This is a genomic window from Antribacter gilvus, from assembly GCF_003946865.1.
Lineage (GTDB): Bacteria > Actinomycetota > Actinomycetes > Actinomycetales > Cellulomonadaceae > Antribacter > Antribacter gilvus.
Window position 1 is genome coordinate 153,474 of the sequence record NZ_QXTH01000002.1, and the last position, 20,668, is coordinate 174,141.

Sequence of the window (20,668 nt, forward strand, 5' to 3'; positions counted from 1 at the left end):
AAATACGCATCCGTTACCGCCCGGAACCGATCAGAGGAGCTTGCTGCGCACCGGCTGCTGGACGGTGGCGCGGTTGCGCTCGCGCCACTCGTCGAACTTCGCCTGCGCCTTGATCTCCCGGGCGCTCGGCAGCGCCATGAGCACGACCATCAGCACCAGCGTCGCGGCCGCCAGCCCGACGGCGATCGGCAGCACCAGCTCCTCGGGGGCCATGCCCCGCGTGGACGGCGGGATGGGACCCGTGCCCACCCGGTGCAGGCTCATCGAGGACATCACGATGTAGTGCACGCCCGAGAGTGCCGCCGCCACGAGGACCATGGCGCCGGCGCCCGCGGACACGCTGCGCAGGTTGTTCGCGAACCAGAGCACCAGCAGGGCGGACAGGAGCGCCGCGGCGTAGGACAGGATGCCCAGGAAGGGCGCGTAGTCGAGGCTCACGCCGAGGCCCACCTGGATGGCACCCATCCCGAGGTGGACCGACGCGGCGAGTCCCAGGCCCGCGATCGCGGCACCCACGAGGAGCCGCGGGTTTCGGCCCTTCGCGCCGTCGGCCACGATCGCGCCGACCACCAGGGCGGCGGCCCCGACGACGAGGGACATGATCGTGCCCGCGACGTCGTACCGGATCCGGGCACCCTCGAGAGCGAGGCCCAGGAGGGCCACGAAGTGCATGGCCCAGACGCCGGTGGCGCCGATGGCCGAGCCGCCCAGCACCAGCCACAGCACGCGGTAGCGGCTGCGGGGGATGTGTGCCCGGGCGATCGCTGCCAAGCCGACACCGCAGCCGAGGCAGGACATGACGAAGGAGATCGCCGGCATGACGTAGCCGGTCGAAAAGTGGTCGATCATATAGGGGTCCCCTGATGAGCGCATGTGGAGCGTGAAGATGCGCGTCATCGTACGACCGGAGCAACTACTTTCAGATGTGCCGAACGCCCGACATCTCGGTGAAAACGGTTATATCGTCAGATCCGCCGGTTCGGCGTGACGTACGTCACACTCAAGCGTTGGCGACCAGCCCCAGCTCCGCCACGCTCGCCACCCCACGGTGCTTGGGCACGATCCGCACGGTGTAGCCGAAGGGGCCCGACGTCTCCAGCCTCAGGTCTCCCGCGAACGCGTGGCGTCCCGCCTCGTACGACTCCGCGAGCGCCAGCGAGTCCACGGTGAACTCCTCGATGAGGTCGTGCTCCGTGACCCGTCCGTGGACCACCTGCACGTCCACGTCCTCGGGGGCGAGGGCTCCGAGCGAGACGTAGGCACGGACGCCGAGGTGGTCGCCCACCTGGACCGCGTCGCCGATGCCACCCGACTCCACGTGGTCCACCCGGACGCCCGGCCAGCCGGAGCGCACGTCCGCCTTCCAGCCCGCGAGCTCCCGGGCCGCGGTGTACCCGTCTGCCACCAGGGTCCGGCCGGCCTGCGCGGCGGGTGCGTAGAGGCCCTGCACGTACTCGGTGACCATGCGTGTGGCCTGCACCTTGGGCCCGAGCGTCGCCAGCGTGTGCCGGACCATCTCGAGCCACCGGAGCGGGACGCCCTCGCCGTTGCGCTCGTAGAAGCGGGTGGCGACCTGGGCCTCGACGAGGTCGTACAGCGCGGCCGCCTCGAGGTCGTCCCGGCGGTCGGGGTCGTCCACGCCGTCAGCCGTCGGGATGCCCCAGCCGTTCTCGCCGTCGTACCACTCGGCCCACCAGCCGTCCTCGATGGACAGGTTGAGCCCGCCGTTCAGCGCGGACTTCATACCCGACGTGCCGGACGCCTCGAGCGGGCGCAGCGGGTTGTTGAGCCACACGTCGCAGCCCGGGTACAGGGACTGCGCCATGCCGATGTCGTAGTTCGGCAGGAAGACGATGCGGTGCCGCACCGCCGGGTCGTCCGCGAAGCGGACGAGCTGCTGGATGAGCCGCTTCCCGGAGTCGTCCGCAGGGTGCGACTTGCCGGCCACCACGAGCTGGACGGGCCGCTCCGGGTGCAGGAGCAGCTCCTTCAGGCGCACCGGGTCGCGGAGCATCAGGGTGAGCCGCTTGTACGTGGGCACGCGCCGGGCGAAGCCGATGGTCAGCACGTCCGGGGAGAGCACCTCGTCGACCCAGCCCAGCTCGGCGGGCGACGCGCCGCGCTCCCGCCAGGACGAGTAGACGCGGCGCCTTGCCTCGTCGACGAGCTCGCCGCGCAGGGTGCGGCGCATCTGCCACAGCTCGACGTCGCTCACCTTCGCGGGGTCGAGCCACCCGGACGACGCCGTCGCCGCGGTCAGCTCGTCGAGCCCCAGCCGCTCCGACTGGAGGTCCGCGAGCCGCGGGGCCACCCAGGTGGGCGAGTGCACGCCGTTGGTGACCGACGTGATCGGCACCTCGCGGGCGTCGAACCCCGGCCACAGGCCTTCGAACATCTGGCGCGAGACCTGGCCGTGCAGCAGCGAGACGCCGTTGGCGCGGCCGCCGAGCCGCAGGCCCATCACCGCCATGTTGAAGACCGTGGGGTCGCCCCCCTCGTAGTCCTCGGCACCGAGCGCGAGCACCCGCTCGAGCGGCACGCCGGGCATGGCGTTGTCGCCTCCGAAGTACTGGGAGACCAGGTCCCGGGGGAACCGGTCGATACCGGCGGGCACCGGCGTGTGCGTGGTGAAGACGGTGGCTGCGCGGACGGCCTCGGCGGCCTCCTCCATCGTCAGCCCGTCGGCCGCCAGCTCGCGGATGCGCTCCACACCGAGGAACCCCGCGTGGCCCTCGTTCGTGTGGTAGACCTCAGGCTCCGGGGCCCCGGTGAGGCGCGACCAGGTGCGCAGCGCCCGCACGCCGCCCACGCCGAGCAGCAGCTCCTGCTGGAGCCTGTGCTCGCCGCCGCCGCCGTAGAGGCGGTCGGTGACCTTGCGCGCCTGCTCGTCGTTCTCGGGGACGTTCGAGTCGAGGAGCAGGAGCGGCACGCGCCCCACGGCCGCGACCCAGATGTGGGCCACGAGGCGGCGCCCGCCCGGGAGGGCGAGCGAGACGGAGGCCGGGGTGCCGTCGTCCTCCCGGAGGATCGCGAGGGGCAGGCCGTCCGGGTCGAGCAGCGGATAGCTCTCGACCTGCCACCCGTCACGGGTCAGGGCCTGACGGAAGTAGCCCGCCCCGTAGAGGAGGCCGACGCCGACGATCGGCACGCCGAGGTCGGAGGCGCTCTTCAGGTGGTCGCCCGCGAGGATTCCGAGGCCGCCCGAGTACTGGGGCAGCACCGACGTGATGCCGAACTCCGGCGAGAAGTAGGCGACCGCCCGCGGCAGGACGTCCCCGGACGCGGAGACCTGGCCCTGGTACCAGAGCGGGTCGTGGAGGTAGCGGTGCAGGTCGTCGGACGCGGCGCGCACCCGGCCGACGAAGGCCTCGTCGCGGGCCAGGGCGGCGAGGCGGTCGCCGCCGAGGGCGGCCACGAGGGCCACCGGGTCGCCCTTCACGTCGGCCCACAGCTCCGGGTCGATGCTCGCGAACAGCTCGCGCGTGGGCGCGTGCCACGACCAGCGGAGGTTCTGGGCGAGCTCGTCCAGTGCGGCGAGCGGAGCCGGCAGGACCGTGCGGACGGTGAATCGTCGGATCGCTCTCACGGACGGAAGACTACGCACTCGCGCGGCCGGACACACCTGGTGACTTTGTTGTGACAGATGCCTCCCGCACGTCGGCGCGCGATCCGGGCCGCACCCTCGCTAGCGTGGGCGGCGTGAGCACGAAAACGCCTGTCGGGCGCATCCCCGTCCTCGAGGTCTCCCCCGTCGTCGAGGGCGGAAGGTGGCCTGCGAAGGCCTCCGTCGGCGAGGTGGTGCCCATCGAGGCCACCGTCTTCCGCGAGGGCCATGACGCCGTCGGCGCCACGGCCGTCCTGGTCGGCCCCGACGGCCGGGACCGCGCCTGGGCGCCGATGGTCGACGTCGCCCCCGGCCTGGACCGCTTCCGGGGCTTCCTCCAGCCGGACGCCGAGGGCGACTGGTCCTTCCGCGTGGAGGGCTGGTCCGACCCCTACGCCAGCTGGGTCCATGACGCGACGATCAAGATCGGGGCGGGGATCGACGTCGACCTGATGCTCGCGGAGGGCGTGCGGATCTTCGACCGCATCTGCGGGCAGGCGCCGGACGGGATCGTCGCGCCACGGCGCAAGGCCCGCGACGCCCGCGTGCTGAACGACGCCCGGCACGCGCTGTCCGACGCCGAGCGGCCGGCCGGGGCCCGCCTGGCGGCGGCGACGTCGCCCGAGGTCCGCGCGGTCCTGGACCGGGCGCCGTTCCGCGAGCTCGTGTCCGCCTCGGCGGAGCAGCCCCTGCGGGTGCACCGCCGGCTGGCCCTGGCCGGTGCCTGGTACGAGATGTTCCCCCGCTCCGAGGGCGCCCACCGCAGGCCCGACGGCACCTGGGCCTCGGGGACGTTCGCGACCGCGGCCGAGCGCCTCCCGGCGATCGCCGCGATGGGCTTCGACGTGGTCTACCTGACCCCCGTCTCCCCCATCGGCACCACCTTCCGCAAGGGCCGCAACAACACGCTCGAGGCGCAGCCGGGCGACCCGGGGAGCCCGTACGCCATCGGGTCCGCCGAGGGCGGGCACGACGCGATCCACCCCGACCTGGGCACGGAGGAGGACTTCCGGGACTTCGTGGCCCGGGCGCGCGACGCCGGCCTCGAGGTCGCCCTCGACATCGCCCTCCAGTGCTCGCCCGACCACCCCTGGGTGACCGAGCACCCCGAGTGGTTCGTGGTGCGCGCCGACGGCAGCATCGCGTACGCAGAGAACCCGCCGAAGAAGTACCAGGACATCTACCCGCTGAGCTTCGACACCGACCCGGACGGCCTCTACCAGGCGGTCCTGGACGTGCTGCTGACCTGGATCGACCGCGGCGTCACGCTCTTCCGCGTCGACAACCCGCACACGAAGCCGCTCAACTTCTGGGAGTGGGCGCTGGCCCAGGTGCACGACGCGCACCCCGACGTGATCTTCCTGTCCGAGGCGTTCACCAAGCCGGCGATGATGCAGACGCTGGCCAGGATCGGCTTCCACCAGTCGTACACGTACTTCACCTGGCGCAACACCAAGGAGGAGCTCACCGAGTACCTCCAGGAGGTGAGCGGGCCGCAGGGCTCCGTGATGCGGCCCTCCTTCTGGCCCACCACGCACGACATCCTCCCGCCCTACCTGCAGCACGGCGGTGTCGCCGGTTTCGCCGTGCGCGCGGTGCTCGCCGCCACGGGCGCCCCCACGTGGGGCATCTACTCCGGCTACGAGCTCGTGGAGAACGTGCCGCGACCCGGGGTCGAGGAGCAGATCGACAACGAGAAGTACGAGTTCAAGCCCCGCGACTGGGCCCTCGCCGACGAGATCGGCATCGCCACCCTCCTCACCCGGCTCAACGAGGTCCGCCGGGCGCACCCGGCGTTGCGCCAGCTGCGCAACCTGACGGTGCACAGCACCACGAACGGCCAGGTCCTGGCCTACTCCCGCCGGATCTCGGCCGACCACCTGCCCCTGGCCTCGGGAGATGTCCAGCACAGCGCGCGAAACGGTTCGTCCGGCCCCACCATGAGACCTGGGGGCATGCGACGGCCCCGTCACGACGACGTGATAGTGGTCGTGGTCAACCTTGATCCCTGGAACACACAGGAGTCGGTAGTGCACCTGGACCTTGACGCCCTGGGCCTCGCTGCCCCCTCGGACGACGACGGCTCGCCCTTCTTCGTGGCCCACGACCTGCTGTCGGGCGAGACCTACGGCTGGGGGGCGCAACCGTTCGTGCGCCTCGACCCGCGCGCGCAGGTGGCGCACGTGCTCCAGGTGGGCCTGGCATGACGACCCCCACGGGCCCGCTCTACGGGCCTGGCGGCCCTGCTACGCAAGGCGGTCCGCCCCACGTGGGCGAGCGGGCGTCGTCGGCCCCCACGCCCACGGTGCGGCCGAGCGTGCCGCGGCCCCAGACCGCGCCCATCCCGGTCCAGGCCCTGCCGCCACGGCGGCAGCCGCAGCCGCCGGAGCGGCTGCGCCGTGGTCTGCCGCCGGACCCCGAGTGGTTCAAGAAGGCCGTCTTCTACGAGGTGATGATCCGCTCCTTCTCCGACTCCAACGACACGGGGACGGGCGACCTGCGCGGTCTCATCGACCGGCTGGACTACCTGGAGTGGCTCGGCATCGACTGCCTGTGGCTGCCGCCGTTCTCCCCGTCGCCCCTGCGCGACGGCGGGTACGACGTCGCCGACTTCACGGCCGTCGCCCCGCAGTACGGCACCATCGCGGACTTCGGCGAGCTCGTCGCGGCAGCGCACGAGCGCGGCATGCGGGTGGTCATCGACCTCGTCATGAACCACACGAGCGACCAGCACCCGTGGTTCCAGGCGTCGCGCGCCGACCCCGAGGGCCCGTACGGCGACTTCTACGTGTGGAGCGACGACGCGACGCGCTACCAGGACGCGCGCATCATCTTCGTGGACACCGAGACGTCCAACTGGACGTTCGACCCGGTACGGCGGCAGTACTTCTGGCACCGGTTCTTCTCGCACCAGCCCGACCTGAACTTCGAGAACCCGCGGGTGCAGGACGCCATGCTCGACGTCGCGCGGTTCTGGCTGCAGCTCGGCGTGGACGGCTTCCGCCTCGACGCCGTGCCGTACCTCTTCGAGGCCGAGGGCACCAACTGCGAGAACCTCCCGGAGACCCACGGGTTCCTGCGGCGCGTCCGGCGCATGGTCGACACCGAGTTCCCGGGCCGCATCCTGCTGGCCGAGGCGAACCAGTGGCCGCAGGACGTCGTGGAGTACTTCGGCACCGAGCAGGACCCCGAGTGCCACATGTGCTTCCACTTCCCCGTGATGCCGCGCATCTTCTACGCGATCCGCGACCAGCGGTCGCGCCAGCTGCTCGAGATCCTCGCCGACACGCCGACCATCCCGGCGAACGGCCAGTGGAGCACGTTCCTGCGCAACCACGACGAGCTGACCCTCGAGATGGTCTCCACGGAGGAGCGCGCCAGCATGTACGGCTGGTACGCCCCCGACCCCCGGATGCGGGCGAACGTGGGGATCCGCCGCCGGCTGGCGCCCCTGCTCGACAACTCGCGCAAGGAGATGGAGCTCGCGCACGCGCTCCTCCTGTCGCTGCCCGGCTCGCCGTGCCTGTACTACGGCGACGAGATCGGCATGGGCGACAACATCTGGCTGCCCGACCGCGACTCCGTCCGCACCCCGATGCAGTGGACCCCGGACCGCAACGCCGGCTTCTCCGCCGCCGACCCCGGCAAGCTGTACCTGCCGCTGATCCAGTCGCTCGTGCACCACTACAACCACGTGAACGTGGAGGCTCAGCTCGCGCAGCCCACGTCCCTGCTGCACTGGGTCCACGGGATGCTGGCGGTGCGCCGCCTCCACCCCACGTTCGGCACGGGCGACTTCATGATCCGCGACTGCGACGACGAGGGGGTCGTCGCGTTCACCCGGTCGTCGCGCGAGGAGACGCTGCTCGTGGCCGTGAACCTCGGCGCCACGGCGCGGTCCGCGACGCTCAAGCTGCCCGGCTTCGCCGGGTGGACGCTGACCGACGTGTTCGGCGGAGCCGGGTTCCCCACGATCGGGGAGGACGGCACGGTGACGCTCACCTGGGGTGCCCGGGACTTCTACTGGCTCGTGCTCGCACCACCGATGGCCGGGCCGCGCGCCGACGCCGCGGCGAGTGCGGCCGCAGCCGACGCCGCCCTCCGGGCGAACACCGCGGGAGGAGCGTGAGCGGCGCCGTCGAGGTCCGGCCCGGGGCCGGGCACCTCCCGCCGGAGGTGCTCCGGCTGCTCGACGGCTGGCTGCCGGGACGGCGCTGGTACCCCGTCCCGGGCGCCGGCGTGGTGAACGTCCCGTGGCTCACGGTGACCTTCCCGCACACGCCCGACGTGGTGGTGCCGCTGCTGCGGCTCGCAGGCCCGGGCCTGCCCGAGGGAGTGGAGTCGCTGGTGGTCCAGGTCCCGCTCGTCCTCACGCCGACGGCGGAGCCGGGCGACGGGCCGGGCGTGATCGGCACCGTCGCCACGGCGGCGGGCACGGTCACGGTGTCCGACGGCGGCGCTCACCCGGTCTGCTGGCTCGCCTTCCTGCGGGCCTCGGGCGTGGTGACCACCAGCGAGGGCGGCGGTTTCGGCGCCGGGACGGCGCTGCTCGACGGCGCACGCCCCCTCACCAGCGAGCAGTCCAACACGTCGGTCGTGGTGCCGGGGGTCGCGGGCGGGGCGATGCTCAAGATCCTCCGCACCGTCGCGCTCGGGCCGCACCCCGACGTCACGATCCCCGAGGCGCTGACGCGGGCCGGGTGGCACGGGGTGCCGGAGTTCCTCGGCGCGGTCCCGGTGTCGTGGGGGGACGAGCCCGCGGCCGCGCACGGGACGGGCGCCGCCGGGCCGCCCTCGATGGCGCACCTCGCTGTGGTCTCGCGGCTGGTCACCGACGCCCACGACGGGTTCCGGCTGGCCTGCGACTACGCGGCCCGTGGGGAGGACTTCGGCGAGCGCGCGCACGAGCTGGGCGCGGTCGTGGCCGGGCTGCACGTCGCCCTGCGGGCCGCCCTGCCCGACGGGCACACCACCCTGGACCCGGCGGCCTTCGTGGGGGTGCTGCGGCGCCGGGCGGCGGAGGCGATCGCCGACGTACGGGAGCTCGCGCCGTTCCGCGGCCCGATCACCGCCCTCTACGACGACGTCCGCGAGCGCCTCGCGGCGCTCCCCGACGGTGTACGGCTCCAGGCGATCCACGGTGACCTGCACCTGGGGCAGGCCCTGTACGCGCACGACGGCTGGAAGCTGCTGGACTTCGAGGGCGAGCCGCAGCGGCCGGTCGCGGAGCGCACGGCCCCGGACCTGCCGCTGCGTGACGTCGCGGGCCTGTTGCGGTCGTTCGACTACGCGGCGGCCGTGGGCGGTGCGGCGGACCGGGGCTGGACGGAGAACGCGCAGCTCTCGTTCTTGGAGGGGTACCGCGAAGCGCAGCAGAGGGTGGGGGCCGAGGAACGAGGCACGCGCCCGGAGCGGAGCGCAGCGGTGCCCCGACCCGACGAGCCGGAGGGGTACCGCGAAGCGCAGCAGAGGGTGGGGGCCGAGGAACGAGGCACGCGCCCGGAGCGGAGCGCAGCGGTGCCCCGACCCGACGACCCGGAGGGGTACCGCGAAGCGCAGCAGAGGGTGGGGGCCGAGGAACGAGGCACGCGCCCGGAGCGGAGCGCAGCGGTGCCCGCCGAGGAGCCGAGCGGACTCGACCTCGCGACGGCCGAGGCTGTGCTGCGGGCGCTCGTGGTCGACAAGGCGCTCTACGAGGTGGTCTACGAGACGCGCCACCGGCCCACGTGGACCCACATCCCGCTGGCGGCGGTGTCGCGCGCGCTGAGCGCGTGAGGTCGTCGCCCCGGGTACCGTCCTTCCGTGGATACCGCAGAGCTGGTGGCGTACGTGCGATCGCAGGCGGACGGCGTCGTGGCCACGACCGGGCCCGGCGGGGCACCGCAGGCGGCGTACCTCTCGCTGGCCGCCACCGACCGGGGCGAGCTGGTGCTCGACGCCCGGGCGTCGTCGCGCAAGGTCGTCAACCTTCGGGCCGACGCCCGGGTCGCCGTGGTGGTGGGCGGGCCGGACGGCACGACGCTGCAGTGCGAGGGCCTGGCCGATCTCCCGGAGGGCGACGACCGCGAGCGGTGCGCCGCCGCGTACGTCGCCGCCTTCCCGCAGTTCGCCGCCTCGCTGGCCGACGACGGCATCGTCCTCGTCCGGATCACGCCGTCCTGGGCGCGACACGGGGACTTCCGCGGGGACGTGCCGGTGCTGCGGGACGTCGACCTGCTGGCGTAACCATTGTCCACAGCCCTGTGGAGGACCTCCGGCCGGACCGGGCCGGATACGCGAGGCTCGTGGCATGACGACTCGAGGGAGCCGCGCTCGCGCCGGTAGGACGACGATCCTACCGGCGCGTATCGTGGGCGACATGACCGTACGCAAGCTGTCGATCTCGGTGCCGCCGGAGGTCGAGGAGCTCATCAAGGCGGCCGCCGAGGCGCAGGGCACGAGCGTGTCCGCGTGGCTCGCGGACGCGGCGGTCGCCAGAGCTCGTCAGGCGGCGCGAGACGCCCAAGGCGTCGCGGCGGCGGAGGCACTCCTTGCCGAAGCGGTGGCCGAGCATGGTGGGCAGGACGTCGTCGCCTACCGGTCCGAGGCGCGGGACCTGCTGCGCCGCAACGGGCTCCTCGGCGACGCGGTCGACGACTTCCGTTCGGCCGGCTGATGGCGGGCATCGTCTATGACACGGGCGCGCTCCTTGCGGCGGAGCGCCGGGACGTGCGGTTTCTTGCTATGCACGCGGAGTTCCTACGGGCCGGGGTGCACCCGGTCGTCCCGGTCGTCGTCCTGGCACAAGCCTGGCGCGGCGGGCCGCAGGACGGGATCTCCCGGCTCCTCAAGGGATGCCAGGTGCGAGCAGACGACGAACGCACCGGCCGGACGGCCGGGGTGGTCTGCGGGATGGCCGGCTCCTCGGATGTCGTCGACGCCCTCGTGGTCACGACCGCCGCCCTGCTCGGCGCCGTCGTCGTGACGAGCGACCCGGACGACATCGGCCGGTTGTCGGACGCCCTCGGAGGTGCGCTCGAGCTGGTCACCGTCTGAGGCGCGCCCATCGCCCGGGGTCAACGGGGCGTCGTCGGGCACCGGTGGGCTCGGTGCGCGCGCCGTGGGAGCGAGAGATGGCCGTCCGTGGAAAGGTGATCCCATGGCTGACCTGCCCCATGTCGACCTCGAGGCCCTGACTGCGGTTGCCCAGGGTCACCACTCCGATCCCCACTCGGTGCTGGGTCCGCACCCGCTGGACGGCCCCTGGGCCGTGGTGCGGGCGCTGCGCCCGCTCGCCGACGAGGTGGTGGTCGTGACGCCCGACGGCGAGCACCCCGCGGAGCACCAGGGCGCGGGGGTCTGGGCCGCGCTCCTGCCGACCGAGGACGGGCACGCGCCCGACTACCGGGTCCGCGCACGCTACGGCGAGGCGGAGAGCACGTCCGACGACCCGTACCGCTTCCTGCCCACGCTGGGCGAGGTCGACCTGCACCTCGTCGCCGAGGGCCGGCACGAGGAGCTGTGGCGCGTGCTGGGTGCCAACCCCCGCCGCTACGCGAGCGTGCTGGGCGAGGTGACGGGCACGTCGTTCGCGGTGTGGGCGCCGAACGCCCGCGGGGTCCGCGTCATCGGCGACCACAACCACTGGGGCCCGGTGCACCCGATGCGGTCGCTGGGGTCGTCGGGGGTGTGGGAGCTGTTCGTGCCGGGCGTGGGCCCAGGCAGCCGGTACAAGTTCGAGGTCCTGGGCGCCGACGGCGTCTGGCGTGCCAAGGCGGACCCCGTCGCCAAGGGCACGGAGGTCCCCCCGGCGACGGCGAGCGTCGTGGTCGAGTCCCGCTACACGTGGGGCGACGGCGACTGGCTGGCCGCGCGGGCGGCGGGCGACCCGCACAGCGGGCCCATGAGCGTGTACGAGGTCCACCTCGGCTCGTGGCGGCCGGGCCTGTCCTACCGTGAGCTGGCCGACCAGCTCACGCAGTACGTCACCGAGCAGGGCTTCACCCACGTGGAGCTCCTCCCGGTCGCCGAGCACCCGTTCGGCGGCTCGTGGGGCTACCAGGTGACGAGCTACTACGCGCCGACGTCGCGGTTCGGGCACCCGGACGACTTCCGCCTCCTCGTGGACCGGCTCCACCAGGCGGGGGTGGGCGTCATCATCGACTGGGTCCCGGCCCACTTCCCGCGCGACGAGTTCGCGCTCGCCCGGTTCGACGGCACTCCCCTGTACGAGCACGCCGACCCGATGCGCGGCGAACAGCCCGACTGGGGCACGTACGTCTTCGACTTCGGCCGCCGCGAGGTCCGCAACTTCCTCGTCGCGAACGCCACGTACTGGTTCGAGGAGTTCCACGCGGACGCCCTGCGCGTCGATGCGGTGGCCTCGATGCTCTACCTCGACTACTCGCGCGGGCCGGGCGAGTGGCACCCGAACGTGCACGGCGGGCGCGAGAACCTCGAGGCGATCACGTTCCTCCAGGAGGCCAACGCCACGGCGTACCGCCGCACGCCCGGCGTGATGATGATCGCCGAGGAGTCCACGGCCTTCCCGGGGGTCACGAGGCCCACCGACGGGGGCGGGCTCGGCTTCGGGCTGAAGTGGAACATGGGCTGGATGAACGACACCCTCCGGTATCTGGCCGAGGACCCCATGTACCGCCGGTACCACCACCACGAGGTGACGTTCTCGCTGGTCTACGCGTTCTCCGAGCAGTTCGTGCTGCCCATCAGCCACGACGAGGTGGTGCACGGCAAGGGCTCGCTGCTCGGCAAGATGCCGGGCGACCGGTGGAAGCAGCTCGCGGGCGTGCGCTCGTTCCTCGCCTATCAGTGGACGCACCCGGGCAAGCAGCTGCTGTTCATGGGGTGCGAGTTCGCGCAGGACACCGAGTGGTCGGAGGGTGAAGGGCTGCGCTGGCACCTGCTCGGGGACGGCGGGCACGCGGGCGTCCAGCACCTCGTGCGCGACCTGAACGCCCTGTACCGCCGCACGCCCGCCCTGTGGGAGGTCGATTTCGACCCGGCGGGCTTCGAGTGGCTCGACGCGGACGACGCGGACCACGACGTGCTCGCCTACGTACGCCGGTCCCGCTCAGGTGATCCGGTGGTGGTGGTCGTGAACTTCGCCGGCGTCCCGCACGAGGGCTACCGCGTGGCCCTGCCGGACGCACCCCGGGGCACCGGTGGCTGGATCGAGGCCCTGAACACCGATGCCACCGACTACGGCGGCTCCGGTGTCGGCAACCTCGGCCGGGTGGAGGCGCAGGACGTGCCCTACAAGGGCCGCGGCCGGTCGGTGACGCTGCGGGTCCCACCGCTGGCGACGCTGATCCTGGTGCCGGAGACGGCCTGACCGACGTCGGGATGGTGACGCCGAGGTGGTGCGGACGCACCACCTCGGCGTCGCGACGGCTCAGTACAGACTGATCGCCAGACGCTGGCGGGCCTTCGAGACCCGTGGGTCGGTGGGACCCGCCACCTCGAAGTACTCGAGCAGCCGCACGCGGAGCTTCTCCTTGTCGTCCTCCGACGCCCCGGGGAGCAGGTCGAGCAGGCGGCCCAGGGCGTCCTCCACCTTGCCGCCCAGCAGGTCCAGGTCGGCAACAGCCAGCTGCGCGTCGACGTCGTCCGGGGCCTGGGCCGCCGCCGCGCGGACCGCCGCCAGGTCGGCACCCCGGGTGCGCTGCAGCAGGTGAACCTGAGCGAGCCCGGCCGACGCCATGGAGTCGCGCGGGTCCTGCTTGAGCGCCCTCTCGTAGGCGGCGACAGCGGTGTCCAGGTCGTCGCGCTCGATCGCGTCGTACGCCTCCTGGTGCAGCGGCGGCAGCGGCGGCTCCTGCTCCTCCTCCGGCTCCTCCTGCGGGGCCTCGCCGCCCTGCGCGGGCGCCCGGCCCGTCACGCCGTTCTCCTCCGCGGCGCCCAGCACCTGGTCGATCACGCCACGCACCTGGTCGACGGGGGCGTTGCCGGCGAACAGCGGCAGGGGCTGGCCCTGGATCACCGCGACGACGGTCGGGACGCCCTGCACCTGGAAGGCCGCGGCGACCTGCGGGTACTTCTCGGCGTCGAGGCGGCCCAGCAGGAACCGGCCGGCGTACTCGTCCGCCAAGGTGCCGAGCGTCGTGGCGAGCTCGGCGTTGGCCTGGTCGGTGGGGATCCACAGGAGCACCACGACGGGGAACTGCGTCGAGTCGCGGACCACCTGCTCGAAGTTCGTGTCCGTGACGTCGACCACGTATCCCCCGGCGACGGGTGCGCCACCAGGCTCTCCGGGCGGCGGGGCCTGCGGGCGGGTCAGCGCTGACAGGTCGACGGCGCCACGGGCGGTGAAGCTCGGCTGCGGGGTCGGGTTGCTCATGGGTCTCATCCTACGAAGTCCCGGGGACGACGGAGGCCCGCCCGGACCACACGGGAGCGTGTCGTCCGGACGGGCCTCCTGCGTGGGGTCACTTGTTGCTGGCGCCGACCACGACCTGCTCGTAGCCGAGCAGCGAGACCTTCTCCGTCGAGCCTGCCGGCGGCACGTACAGCGCCACCGTGTCCAGGTAGGTGGTGCGGAGGACGTTGGTCACCGGCTGGGCCCCGAAGTGCACCTTCTGCGACGGGAAGTTCGGACTGGGCGGCGCTGTTCCCCCAGTCTGAACCGTGACCAGATCTGTGGCGTCGAGCACCCCGATGACGACCGCCCCGCCGTCCAGGGTGCGGACCGCGTGCACGGGGGCGTCACCACGCGGGGTGAAAGTCACGGTGTACTTTCCCTCGGCTGCCGCGAAGTTCTCGACGGCCAGCTGCTCCGCGACCTTGTCCGTGACCTGCTTCCGGAACACGTCCGGCTCGAACGCCGGGGCGAACGCGGACGTGTCGCCCGTGGTGAGCACGTCGGCATACTGCGCAACAGCGTCGGCCGGCGTCATGATCAGGCTCGCGTCGTCCGCGGCCGGCGCCTCGCTGCCGACGTCCGGTGGCGCGAACTGCGGCAGCGTGATGCCGGGGATCAGGCGCACCCAGGCCCACAGCTTGTACGGGTCGCGAGCGGTGGGCTGGTCCATGACCACGAGCGCGGGAGTCTTCGTGCCCTCCTGCTTGCTCACGCCGTAGCTGGTGCGGGGCCAGGTCTCGGTGACCGGGACCACGATCTGCACCATCTGCGACGGCAGAGGGGTCACGTACTTCGCGTCGCCGATCGCCGCCGCCACGGTGAGCTGGCTCGTCCGGCTGGCGAGCGCAGGCCCGGCGAGCCGCTCGGCCAGCACGGCGGTGTTGTTCTCGGCGCTCGCCTTCTCGAGCACGGTGCTGACCGACGTCACGACCTCGGCCTCCTGCTCGACCGTCAGGGCAGGCCCGGTCGTCACCGGGTCGGCCTCGGGCACCGGCACCTCCGCGGCGCAGCCGGCGAGCATTCCTGCCGCAAGGACCGTCACGGCCCCTGCCATGGCCCTCGTCCGCATCGTGCGCTTCATCGCTCGCCTCCTTCGTCGCCTGAGAATCCCCATGTCTGCCGCCACGCCGAGGCGCGGCCGGAGGGCTGCTCCTGCGGTACCTCCTGGGCCTCCGCCGCCTCGTTGCCCTGCGCCTCGGGCACGGCGGGCATAGCGCCCGTCGCCGCCCGGCGCTCGGCCTGCTCGCGCAGGCGCAGCTCCCGCCGGGTGAGCGTCCTGCCCGACGCCGCCTCGGCGCCCGGGGCGTCGAAGCCACCCGGGGCATGCCCGGGCGCGGGAACCGGCGCGGGCGGAGCGGGCGGAGGAGCGGCCTGCGACAGCGGCCCGGCGGGAGGACCGCCGAACGGCGTCGGACCGCCGAAGGCTCCGTCTGGCCCGGCGGCGTCCGGGGCGGGCGCCGGGGGCGCGACCGGCGGGACCACCGGGGCTGTTCCTGCCCCGGTCAGCCGGCGACGGTTGCGGCGCAGCCCGGTGGCCGGGATGCCCGGCCGGAGCGGCTGCTCGGGGGGCGCCGCGAGCGGCGGTGCGGGCATCTCCTGGCCCTGGCCCTGGTAGGCCTGCTGGTCCGTGCCACCGGACGCGGGCGCGAAGCCAGGGGCCACGGCGGACGCGCCGGCCGCGGGCACAGGTGCCGGGGACTCGGACCGGAAGCGCCGGAGCGGGCCCTGCGAGGTCTCGCCGGCCGACGGTGCGGCACCCCACGGGTTGCCGGGGTCGCCCGCGCCCACAGGCTGCGGCCCGGGGACGGGTCCCGGTTCGCCGACGAAAGGCGGGGCGGCGAACGGGTTCTGACGCTCGCCGGGGGCACCGCCGTCGGCCTGGTCGTCAGCCGGACCCGCCGGCACCACGCCGGGGGTCGCCGACGGGTCCGCCGGACCGTTCTCGCGGTTGCTCCGCCGGGACGTGCCGTCCCCGCGGGAGACCTGGGACCGAGCGGCCGACGCGACGGAGCTCACAGCGCGTCCCGGACGCGAGGCGGCCACCCGGCGCTTCACCCGGCGGGCGCCGAGCAGCACGACAAGGCCGAGCAGGACGAGGAACGCACCACCGAGCACACCGGGCCAGAGGTACGGTGTCGGCGCGACGCGCGGCCAGGTCAGCTCGATCGTGGGCGGCGTCACGTCGTCGCCCGCTGCAGCAGCGAGCAGCACCCACCGGCCGGGCTGGTCGCTCCAGCGCAGCGTGACGGAGGACTCGCCGGTCGCCTCTGCGACCCACATGTCGTTGCCCGCAGGCTCCGGGCCGACGAGCGTCACCGGCGTCTCCGTGGCCTCGCCCTCGGCCACGCCACCTTCGGCCGGCTCGCCCTCACCCTCGGCAGCGGGTGCCGAAGCCTCCGCGGAGGCTTCGGCCGAGGGGTCGGTCGCCGCCTCGCCCTCGGTCGCGCCGTCAGCGGGCGCCTCCTCAGCGGGGGTCCCGCCAGGGGTCACCGTGAGCGTCTCCCAGTCGGACAGCCCGGTGACCCTGTCGTACGGGTCCTTGCCCACCCAGCCGAGCACGTCGACCTGGCGGCCGATCGCGAGGGTGACCTTCTGACCGTCGGGCACCGTGGCGCGCACCGACACGTCGGCGTCGACCAGGTCCAGAACCCCCGGGTCGGTGACGACGAGCGCGGAGCTGCCGGAAGGTACAGCGCGGGCCACGACTGTGTCGTCACCCCGCCAGACCGTCGCCGACGCGACCCCCAGACCGATCCCGGCGACGCCGAGCACGATCAGGAGGGTCGCTAGTATGCGTTGAAACACCGAGCATTCCCTTCGACGTGGACGTTCCAGCATAGGGACGTGCCCCGACCTCCTGTCCACGTGGGCCGCCTGGCGAGGATCAACACGAATCTCTCACATCGCTGGTGCACGAGCCGCCCTTACGGTCGGGGGTGAGAGATCGCCCGGCGAGTATCCAGGTGACTGGTTGCAACGTATCCTGGGCGCCGGACAATCGCCCTTTCCGGGTGCCCGGGAAAATATGTGACCCGGGAGACAATCGGTCCCGACAGCGGAGGTCTGCAACGTGTCCGACCAGGGCTCGCTCTTCCCGACAGCCATGCGCGGCTACGACCGCGAGCAGGTCGACAGCCACATGGCTCGTCTCAACCACGCCCTGGAGGAGGCCCGCCGTCAGGTGGACACCGCCGACGGACGCGTCGCACAGCTCCAGCAGGATCTCACCGACGCCAAACGGATGATCCGGGAGAGCGACCGTCCGTCGTACTCGGGTCTCGGCTCGCGGATCGAGCAGCTGCTCCGGTCCGCCGAGGAGCAGTCGGCCGACATCCTCGCCCAGGCGAACCAGCAGGCCGCCGACGTGATGGCCCGCGCCAAGCTCTCGGCCGGGCAGGTCCGCTCGCGAGCCGAGTCCGAGGTGGCAGAGCTGCTGTCGAGCGCCCGTCGCGAGGCCGAGGAGATCCGCACCACGACGACGGCGGAGGCTGAGGGGCACCTCCTCGCCGCGCAGCGTCGCGCCGAGGAGCTCGTCGGGTCCGCCGAGCGCGAGGCTGCCCTCATCACGAGCGGGCTGGCCACGGAGGAGAGCGAGCGGCGCGCGAGCCTGGAGCGCGAGCTGGGCACGCTCCGTGCCACGGTCGAGCGCGAGACCACCGAGCTGCGTGTCACCACGGAGCGCGAGGCCGCCCAGCTGCGCGCCCAGGTCGCCGCCGAGACCGCCGCCCAGCGGGAGGCCGCCGAGCGCGAGACCGCCGAGCTGCGCGAGCGCACCCGGCGCGACGTGGAGCAGCAGGTCGCCGAGGCGCGCCGGCAGGCCGCCGAGGCCGCGAACGCCGTCACGACCGAGCTCGAGGAGCTGCGCGAGCAGGCCCGGTCCGCGCTGGCTGAGGCGGACCTCGAGGTCGCCATGCGTCGCGAGTCCGTCGAGAACGAGCTCGCCGCGCGGCACGAGACGGCACGCGGCGAGACCGAGCGCCTGGTCCGCGCAGCCGAGGAGCACGCCGCCGAGGCCGAGAAGCGGGTCGCGGTCGCCCTCGAGCAGTCGGAGAAGGTCCGCGCCGAGTCCGACCAGTACGTCAAGGACCTCGTGGCCGACGCCCGTCGCACCGCCGACCGCATCGTCGCCGAGGCACGCGAGTTCGCGGACCAGACCATCGCGGACGCCCGGGCCGAGGCCGAGATGCAGCGCAGCGCCGCGTCCCGCCAGCTGGAGGACCTGACGCGCCAGCACGACTCGATCAACTCCTACCTGGACGAGCTGCGCGGGCTGCTCGGCACCCCGGGGCCCGACGGGGCCAAGCCTCCGGCCCTCGCGGCACCGGTGAGCCCCTCAGCGCTGACCCCCGCCCAGCAGGCCCGGTTCGCGGTCGTCGGCGAAGGCTCGCAGGCGGAGCCGTCGACGGACGACGCGGACGCCCCCAGGCCGGTCGCGATCCCGCCGGTCAACCCCGCGCCCGTGCCGGTGGGCACGGCGACGATCGTCATCCCCGCCGTGAAGGCGGGCCAGATGTCCGACGACGAGGACGAGGACGCCCACGAGCCTGCGGAAGCGGAGGACGCCGCGAAGCCGACCGGCGCCGAGAGCGAGGACGGCGTCGCCGAGGAGGCACCCGCCTCACGCTGACCCTTCTCGCTGTGGGTACGGATATGGCGTGAGTCCCGGGCGGGACTCACGCCATATCCGTACCCACAGCGGGACGCGAGGTCAGTGCCGGCCCGCCGCCCGGCCGTGCAGCAGGGCGAGCGCGTCCGCGACGGCCTGCGGGTCCTCCACCGCGCTGAGATGACCGGTCTCGGGCACGACGCTCAGTGCCGAGTCCGGTGCTGCCTGCGCCATGTGCTCGGCGTCGGGCACAGGAGTGATGCTGTCCTCCGCGCCCACCACCACGGCGACCGGGTAGGTGAAGCCGCGCAGGACCTCGGTGCGGTCCGGGCGTGCGGCCATCGCCCGCTGGGCCCAGGCGATCCCGGCCGGGGACTGTGCACGGATCCACGCCTCGAGGACCGGGAACAGGCGGCGCCGGTTCTTCAGCGAGGTCTCGCCCAGGAGCTTGGCGGGCATGCCCAGCACGGCGTCGATCGCCTGGGTGGACTCCGCCTCGTCGGCGATCCGCAGCCGGTTCGCCCGCGCCTCCTCCGTGTCGGCGGTCGAGCGCGTGTCCACCAGACCGAGCCCGCGGACGCTCGCCGGGTGCCGCTCCGCGAGCGCCAGCGCGACGTAGCCGCCCAGCGAGATGCCGGCCATCACCGCGTGGCCCTCGCCCTGGGCGGTGAGCGTGGCGTGGACAGCGTCGGCCGCCGCCTCGATGGTGGGGGCCCGCCCGGCCAGGTCGCTGTGGCCCTGACCGGGGAGGTCGACGGCGAGCACGCGGATCCCGGGCGGCAACGCCTGCGCGCACTCGGTCCACATGCGGTGGTCGAGCGGGTAGGCGTGGAGCAGCACGAGCGGCAGGCCGCCGCCTTCCCGCAGCGTGTAGGTCGCGAGGTGGGGAGTCGTCATCGTCGTCCTCCAGGGTCGGGTCTGCGGGGCGGGCAGCTCGGGTCAGGCGTCGAGCGGCCCGTCCCAGTGGGTGGGAAGGGGTAGCGGGTGGCCGGGGAGCACGTGCCCCACGATCTCGTCGAGGACCCGGCGGACGGCAGGCTCCCCCACCCACAGGTGCTTGGCGCCGTCGACGCCGATGACCTCGGCCTGCGGCACGCGCGCGAACCGGCGCCGGGCCTCGTCCGGCTGCAGGTAGTCGTCGTGCTCGGGGACGAGGACGACGAGGGGCTTGCCGGTCGCGGCCCAGCGGTCGAGGTCTGCGTCGGTGGCGCGGTGCAGCGGCGGCGACAGCAGGATCGCGCCCTCGACGGCCGGGTCCGCGCCGTGCATGAGGACGAGCTCCGTCCCGAAGGACCAGCCCACGAGCCACGGTCGCGGCAGCCCGCGGAACTCGGCGAGCTCGATCGCGGCCGCGACGTCGTACCGCTCGCCCTGGCCCTCGTCGAACGCTCCCTCGCTCGTGCCCCGCGGGGACGAGGTACCCCGCGTGTTGAAACGCAGGACCGCGAGGTCCGCGAGCGCGGGCAGGCGCCAGGCCGCCTTGCGGTAGACGTGGGAGTCCATGAAGCCGCCGTGGGTCGGCAGCGGGTGGAGGGTCAGCAGCGTCGCGGCCGGGTCGTTCTCCACGGGCAGCGCCAGCTCGCCCACGAGCGTCAGCCCGTCGGCGGTGTGCAGCTCGACGTCCTCCCGCCGGGCAGGGAGCACCGTGAGGGAACGGATCTGGTGTGCGGTCTCGGCAGTCATCTCTCCCATCTTCTCAGCGAAGGCGCGAACGGCGCTGCCAGCACGAGCTGTGCCAGTGCCGGCGGAAGTCGAGGCCTGCGTCCGGGCCGCCGATCGCGTCCGTCTGCCAGGCGACCACGTGCGCCGTGCTGGGCGGGATCGTCTGCCGGCAGGCCGGGCAGATGTACGGCTTGTCGGAGGAGCGGATCGCCTGGACCACCCATTCGCCGTCGGCTGCCGACTCGCTACGACGCCCGCCTGTGGCGCGGTCGATGTCGAGCGGTCGATGCTCGGCCCCGTAGGGCCGGCGCTTGGAGGGGCGCTTGGGCGGCATGTCTCCCATTCTCCCGCACCGGGATGCGCGGCCGCCGAGCACCGGCGGGGAAACCTGTGAAAGCCTGGGAATGCCTCTCAAGACCTGCCGCTAGAGTGTGGCGGT

General features: G+C 73.2%; 16 protein-coding genes. 8 read left to right on the top strand and 8 right to left on the bottom strand.

From position 1 onward, the window contains the following. Positions 1 to 30: 30 nt before the first annotated feature. The gene (locus tag D1350_RS04270) at positions 31 to 849 is read right to left on the bottom strand and encodes an MHYT domain-containing protein (protein WP_164545021.1); all 819 of its coding nucleotides are present in this window, start codon (positions 847 to 849) and stop codon (positions 31 to 33) included. A 151-nt stretch (positions 850 to 1,000) separates the two neighbouring features. Next, a complete protein-coding gene (gene glgP, locus D1350_RS04275; protein ID WP_125774245.1) occupies positions 1,001 to 3,586 on the bottom strand; it encodes an alpha-glucan family phosphorylase in 2,586 nt (861 codons plus the stop codon). A gap of 104 nt (positions 3,587 to 3,690) precedes the next feature. Here glgP and D1350_RS04280 point away from each other — a divergent pair, with 104 nt between their 5' ends. The 7 genes from D1350_RS04280 to glgB all read left to right on the top strand — a co-directional run bounded on the left by D1350_RS04280 (position 3,691) and on the right by glgB (position 12,935). After that, positions 3,691 to 5,811, top strand: a complete 2,121-nt coding sequence (locus D1350_RS04280; protein ID WP_206074417.1) for an alpha-1,4-glucan--maltose-1-phosphate maltosyltransferase — start codon at positions 3,691 to 3,693, stop codon at positions 5,809 to 5,811. Further along, a complete protein-coding gene (gene treS, locus D1350_RS04285) occupies positions 5,808 to 7,733 on the top strand; it encodes a maltose alpha-D-glucosyltransferase (RefSeq protein WP_125774249.1) in 1,926 nt (641 codons plus the stop codon). The genes D1350_RS04280 and treS overlap by 4 nt, the downstream gene beginning before the upstream one ends. Beyond that, a complete protein-coding gene (locus D1350_RS24040; protein ID WP_206074418.1) occupies positions 7,730 to 9,379 on the top strand; it encodes a maltokinase N-terminal cap-like domain-containing protein in 1,650 nt (549 codons plus the stop codon). Before treS ends, D1350_RS24040 begins: the two co-directional genes overlap by 4 nt. 27 nt (positions 9,380 to 9,406) lie before the next feature. Beyond that, entirely contained in the window at positions 9,407 to 9,829 is a 423-nt protein-coding gene (locus D1350_RS04295; protein ID WP_125774251.1) for a pyridoxamine 5'-phosphate oxidase family protein, read from the top strand. A gap of 133 nt (positions 9,830 to 9,962) precedes the next feature. Further along, positions 9,963 to 10,259 (top strand): type II toxin -antitoxin system TacA 1-like antitoxin, encoded by a 297-nt coding sequence (locus D1350_RS04300; RefSeq protein ID WP_125774253.1) that lies wholly within the window; start codon positions 9,963 to 9,965, stop codon positions 10,257 to 10,259. Then, positions 10,259 to 10,639: a PIN domain nuclease gene (locus D1350_RS04305; RefSeq protein ID WP_125774254.1), complete on the top strand. Its 381-nt coding sequence runs from the start codon at positions 10,259 to 10,261 to the stop codon at positions 10,637 to 10,639. Before D1350_RS04300 ends, D1350_RS04305 begins: the two co-directional genes overlap by 1 nt. Before the next feature lie 103 nt (positions 10,640 to 10,742). Beyond that, complete coding sequence (gene glgB / locus D1350_RS04310) at positions 10,743 to 12,935, top strand: 1,4-alpha-glucan branching protein GlgB (RefSeq protein WP_125774256.1); 2,193 nt, start codon at positions 10,743 to 10,745, stop codon at positions 12,933 to 12,935. A 60-nt stretch (positions 12,936 to 12,995) separates the two neighbouring features. Here the strand turns inward: glgB and D1350_RS04315 are convergent, their stop codons facing one another. The 3 genes from D1350_RS04315 to D1350_RS04325 form a co-directional block, all read right to left on the bottom strand. After that, positions 12,996 to 13,940, bottom strand: coding sequence for a tetratricopeptide repeat protein (locus D1350_RS04315; RefSeq protein WP_125774258.1), 945 nt, complete (start codon positions 13,938 to 13,940; stop codon positions 12,996 to 12,998). A gap of 88 nt (positions 13,941 to 14,028) precedes the next feature. After that, positions 14,029 to 15,042, bottom strand: a complete 1,014-nt coding sequence (locus D1350_RS04320) for a DUF8094 domain-containing protein (protein WP_125774260.1) — start codon at positions 15,040 to 15,042, stop codon at positions 14,029 to 14,031. After that, positions 15,039 to 16,733 carry a hypothetical protein gene (locus D1350_RS04325; protein ID WP_125774262.1) on the bottom strand — a complete coding sequence of 565 codons (1,695 nt, stop codon included), beginning with the start codon at positions 16,731 to 16,733 and terminating at the stop codon, positions 15,039 to 15,041. Before D1350_RS04325 ends, D1350_RS04320 begins: the two co-directional genes overlap by 4 nt. 298 nt (positions 16,734 to 17,031) lie before the next feature. Between D1350_RS04325 and D1350_RS04330 the strand changes: the two genes are divergently transcribed. Beyond that, on the top strand, positions 17,032 to 18,588 hold the full coding sequence (locus D1350_RS04330; RefSeq protein WP_125774264.1) for a coiled-coil domain-containing protein: 1,557 nt from the start codon (positions 17,032 to 17,034) through the stop codon (positions 18,586 to 18,588). Between the two features lie 81 nt (positions 18,589 to 18,669). On the opposite strand, the gene D1350_RS04335 is transcribed toward D1350_RS04330, so the two are convergent. From D1350_RS04335 to D1350_RS04345, 3 genes are read right to left on the bottom strand one after another with little or no spacing between them, the layout of a single operon-like run. Continuing rightward, a complete protein-coding gene (locus tag D1350_RS04335) occupies positions 18,670 to 19,464 on the bottom strand; it encodes an alpha/beta fold hydrolase (protein WP_125774266.1) in 795 nt (264 codons plus the stop codon). A 42-nt stretch (positions 19,465 to 19,506) separates the two neighbouring features. Beyond that, positions 19,507 to 20,250: an alpha/beta hydrolase gene (locus tag D1350_RS04340; RefSeq protein ID WP_125774268.1), complete on the bottom strand. Its 744-nt coding sequence runs from the start codon at positions 20,248 to 20,250 to the stop codon at positions 19,507 to 19,509. A gap of 13 nt (positions 20,251 to 20,263) precedes the next feature. Then, positions 20,264 to 20,563, bottom strand: a complete 300-nt coding sequence (locus D1350_RS04345) for a hypothetical protein (RefSeq protein WP_125774270.1) — start codon at positions 20,561 to 20,563, stop codon at positions 20,264 to 20,266. Positions 20,564 to 20,668 lie beyond the last annotated feature (105 nt).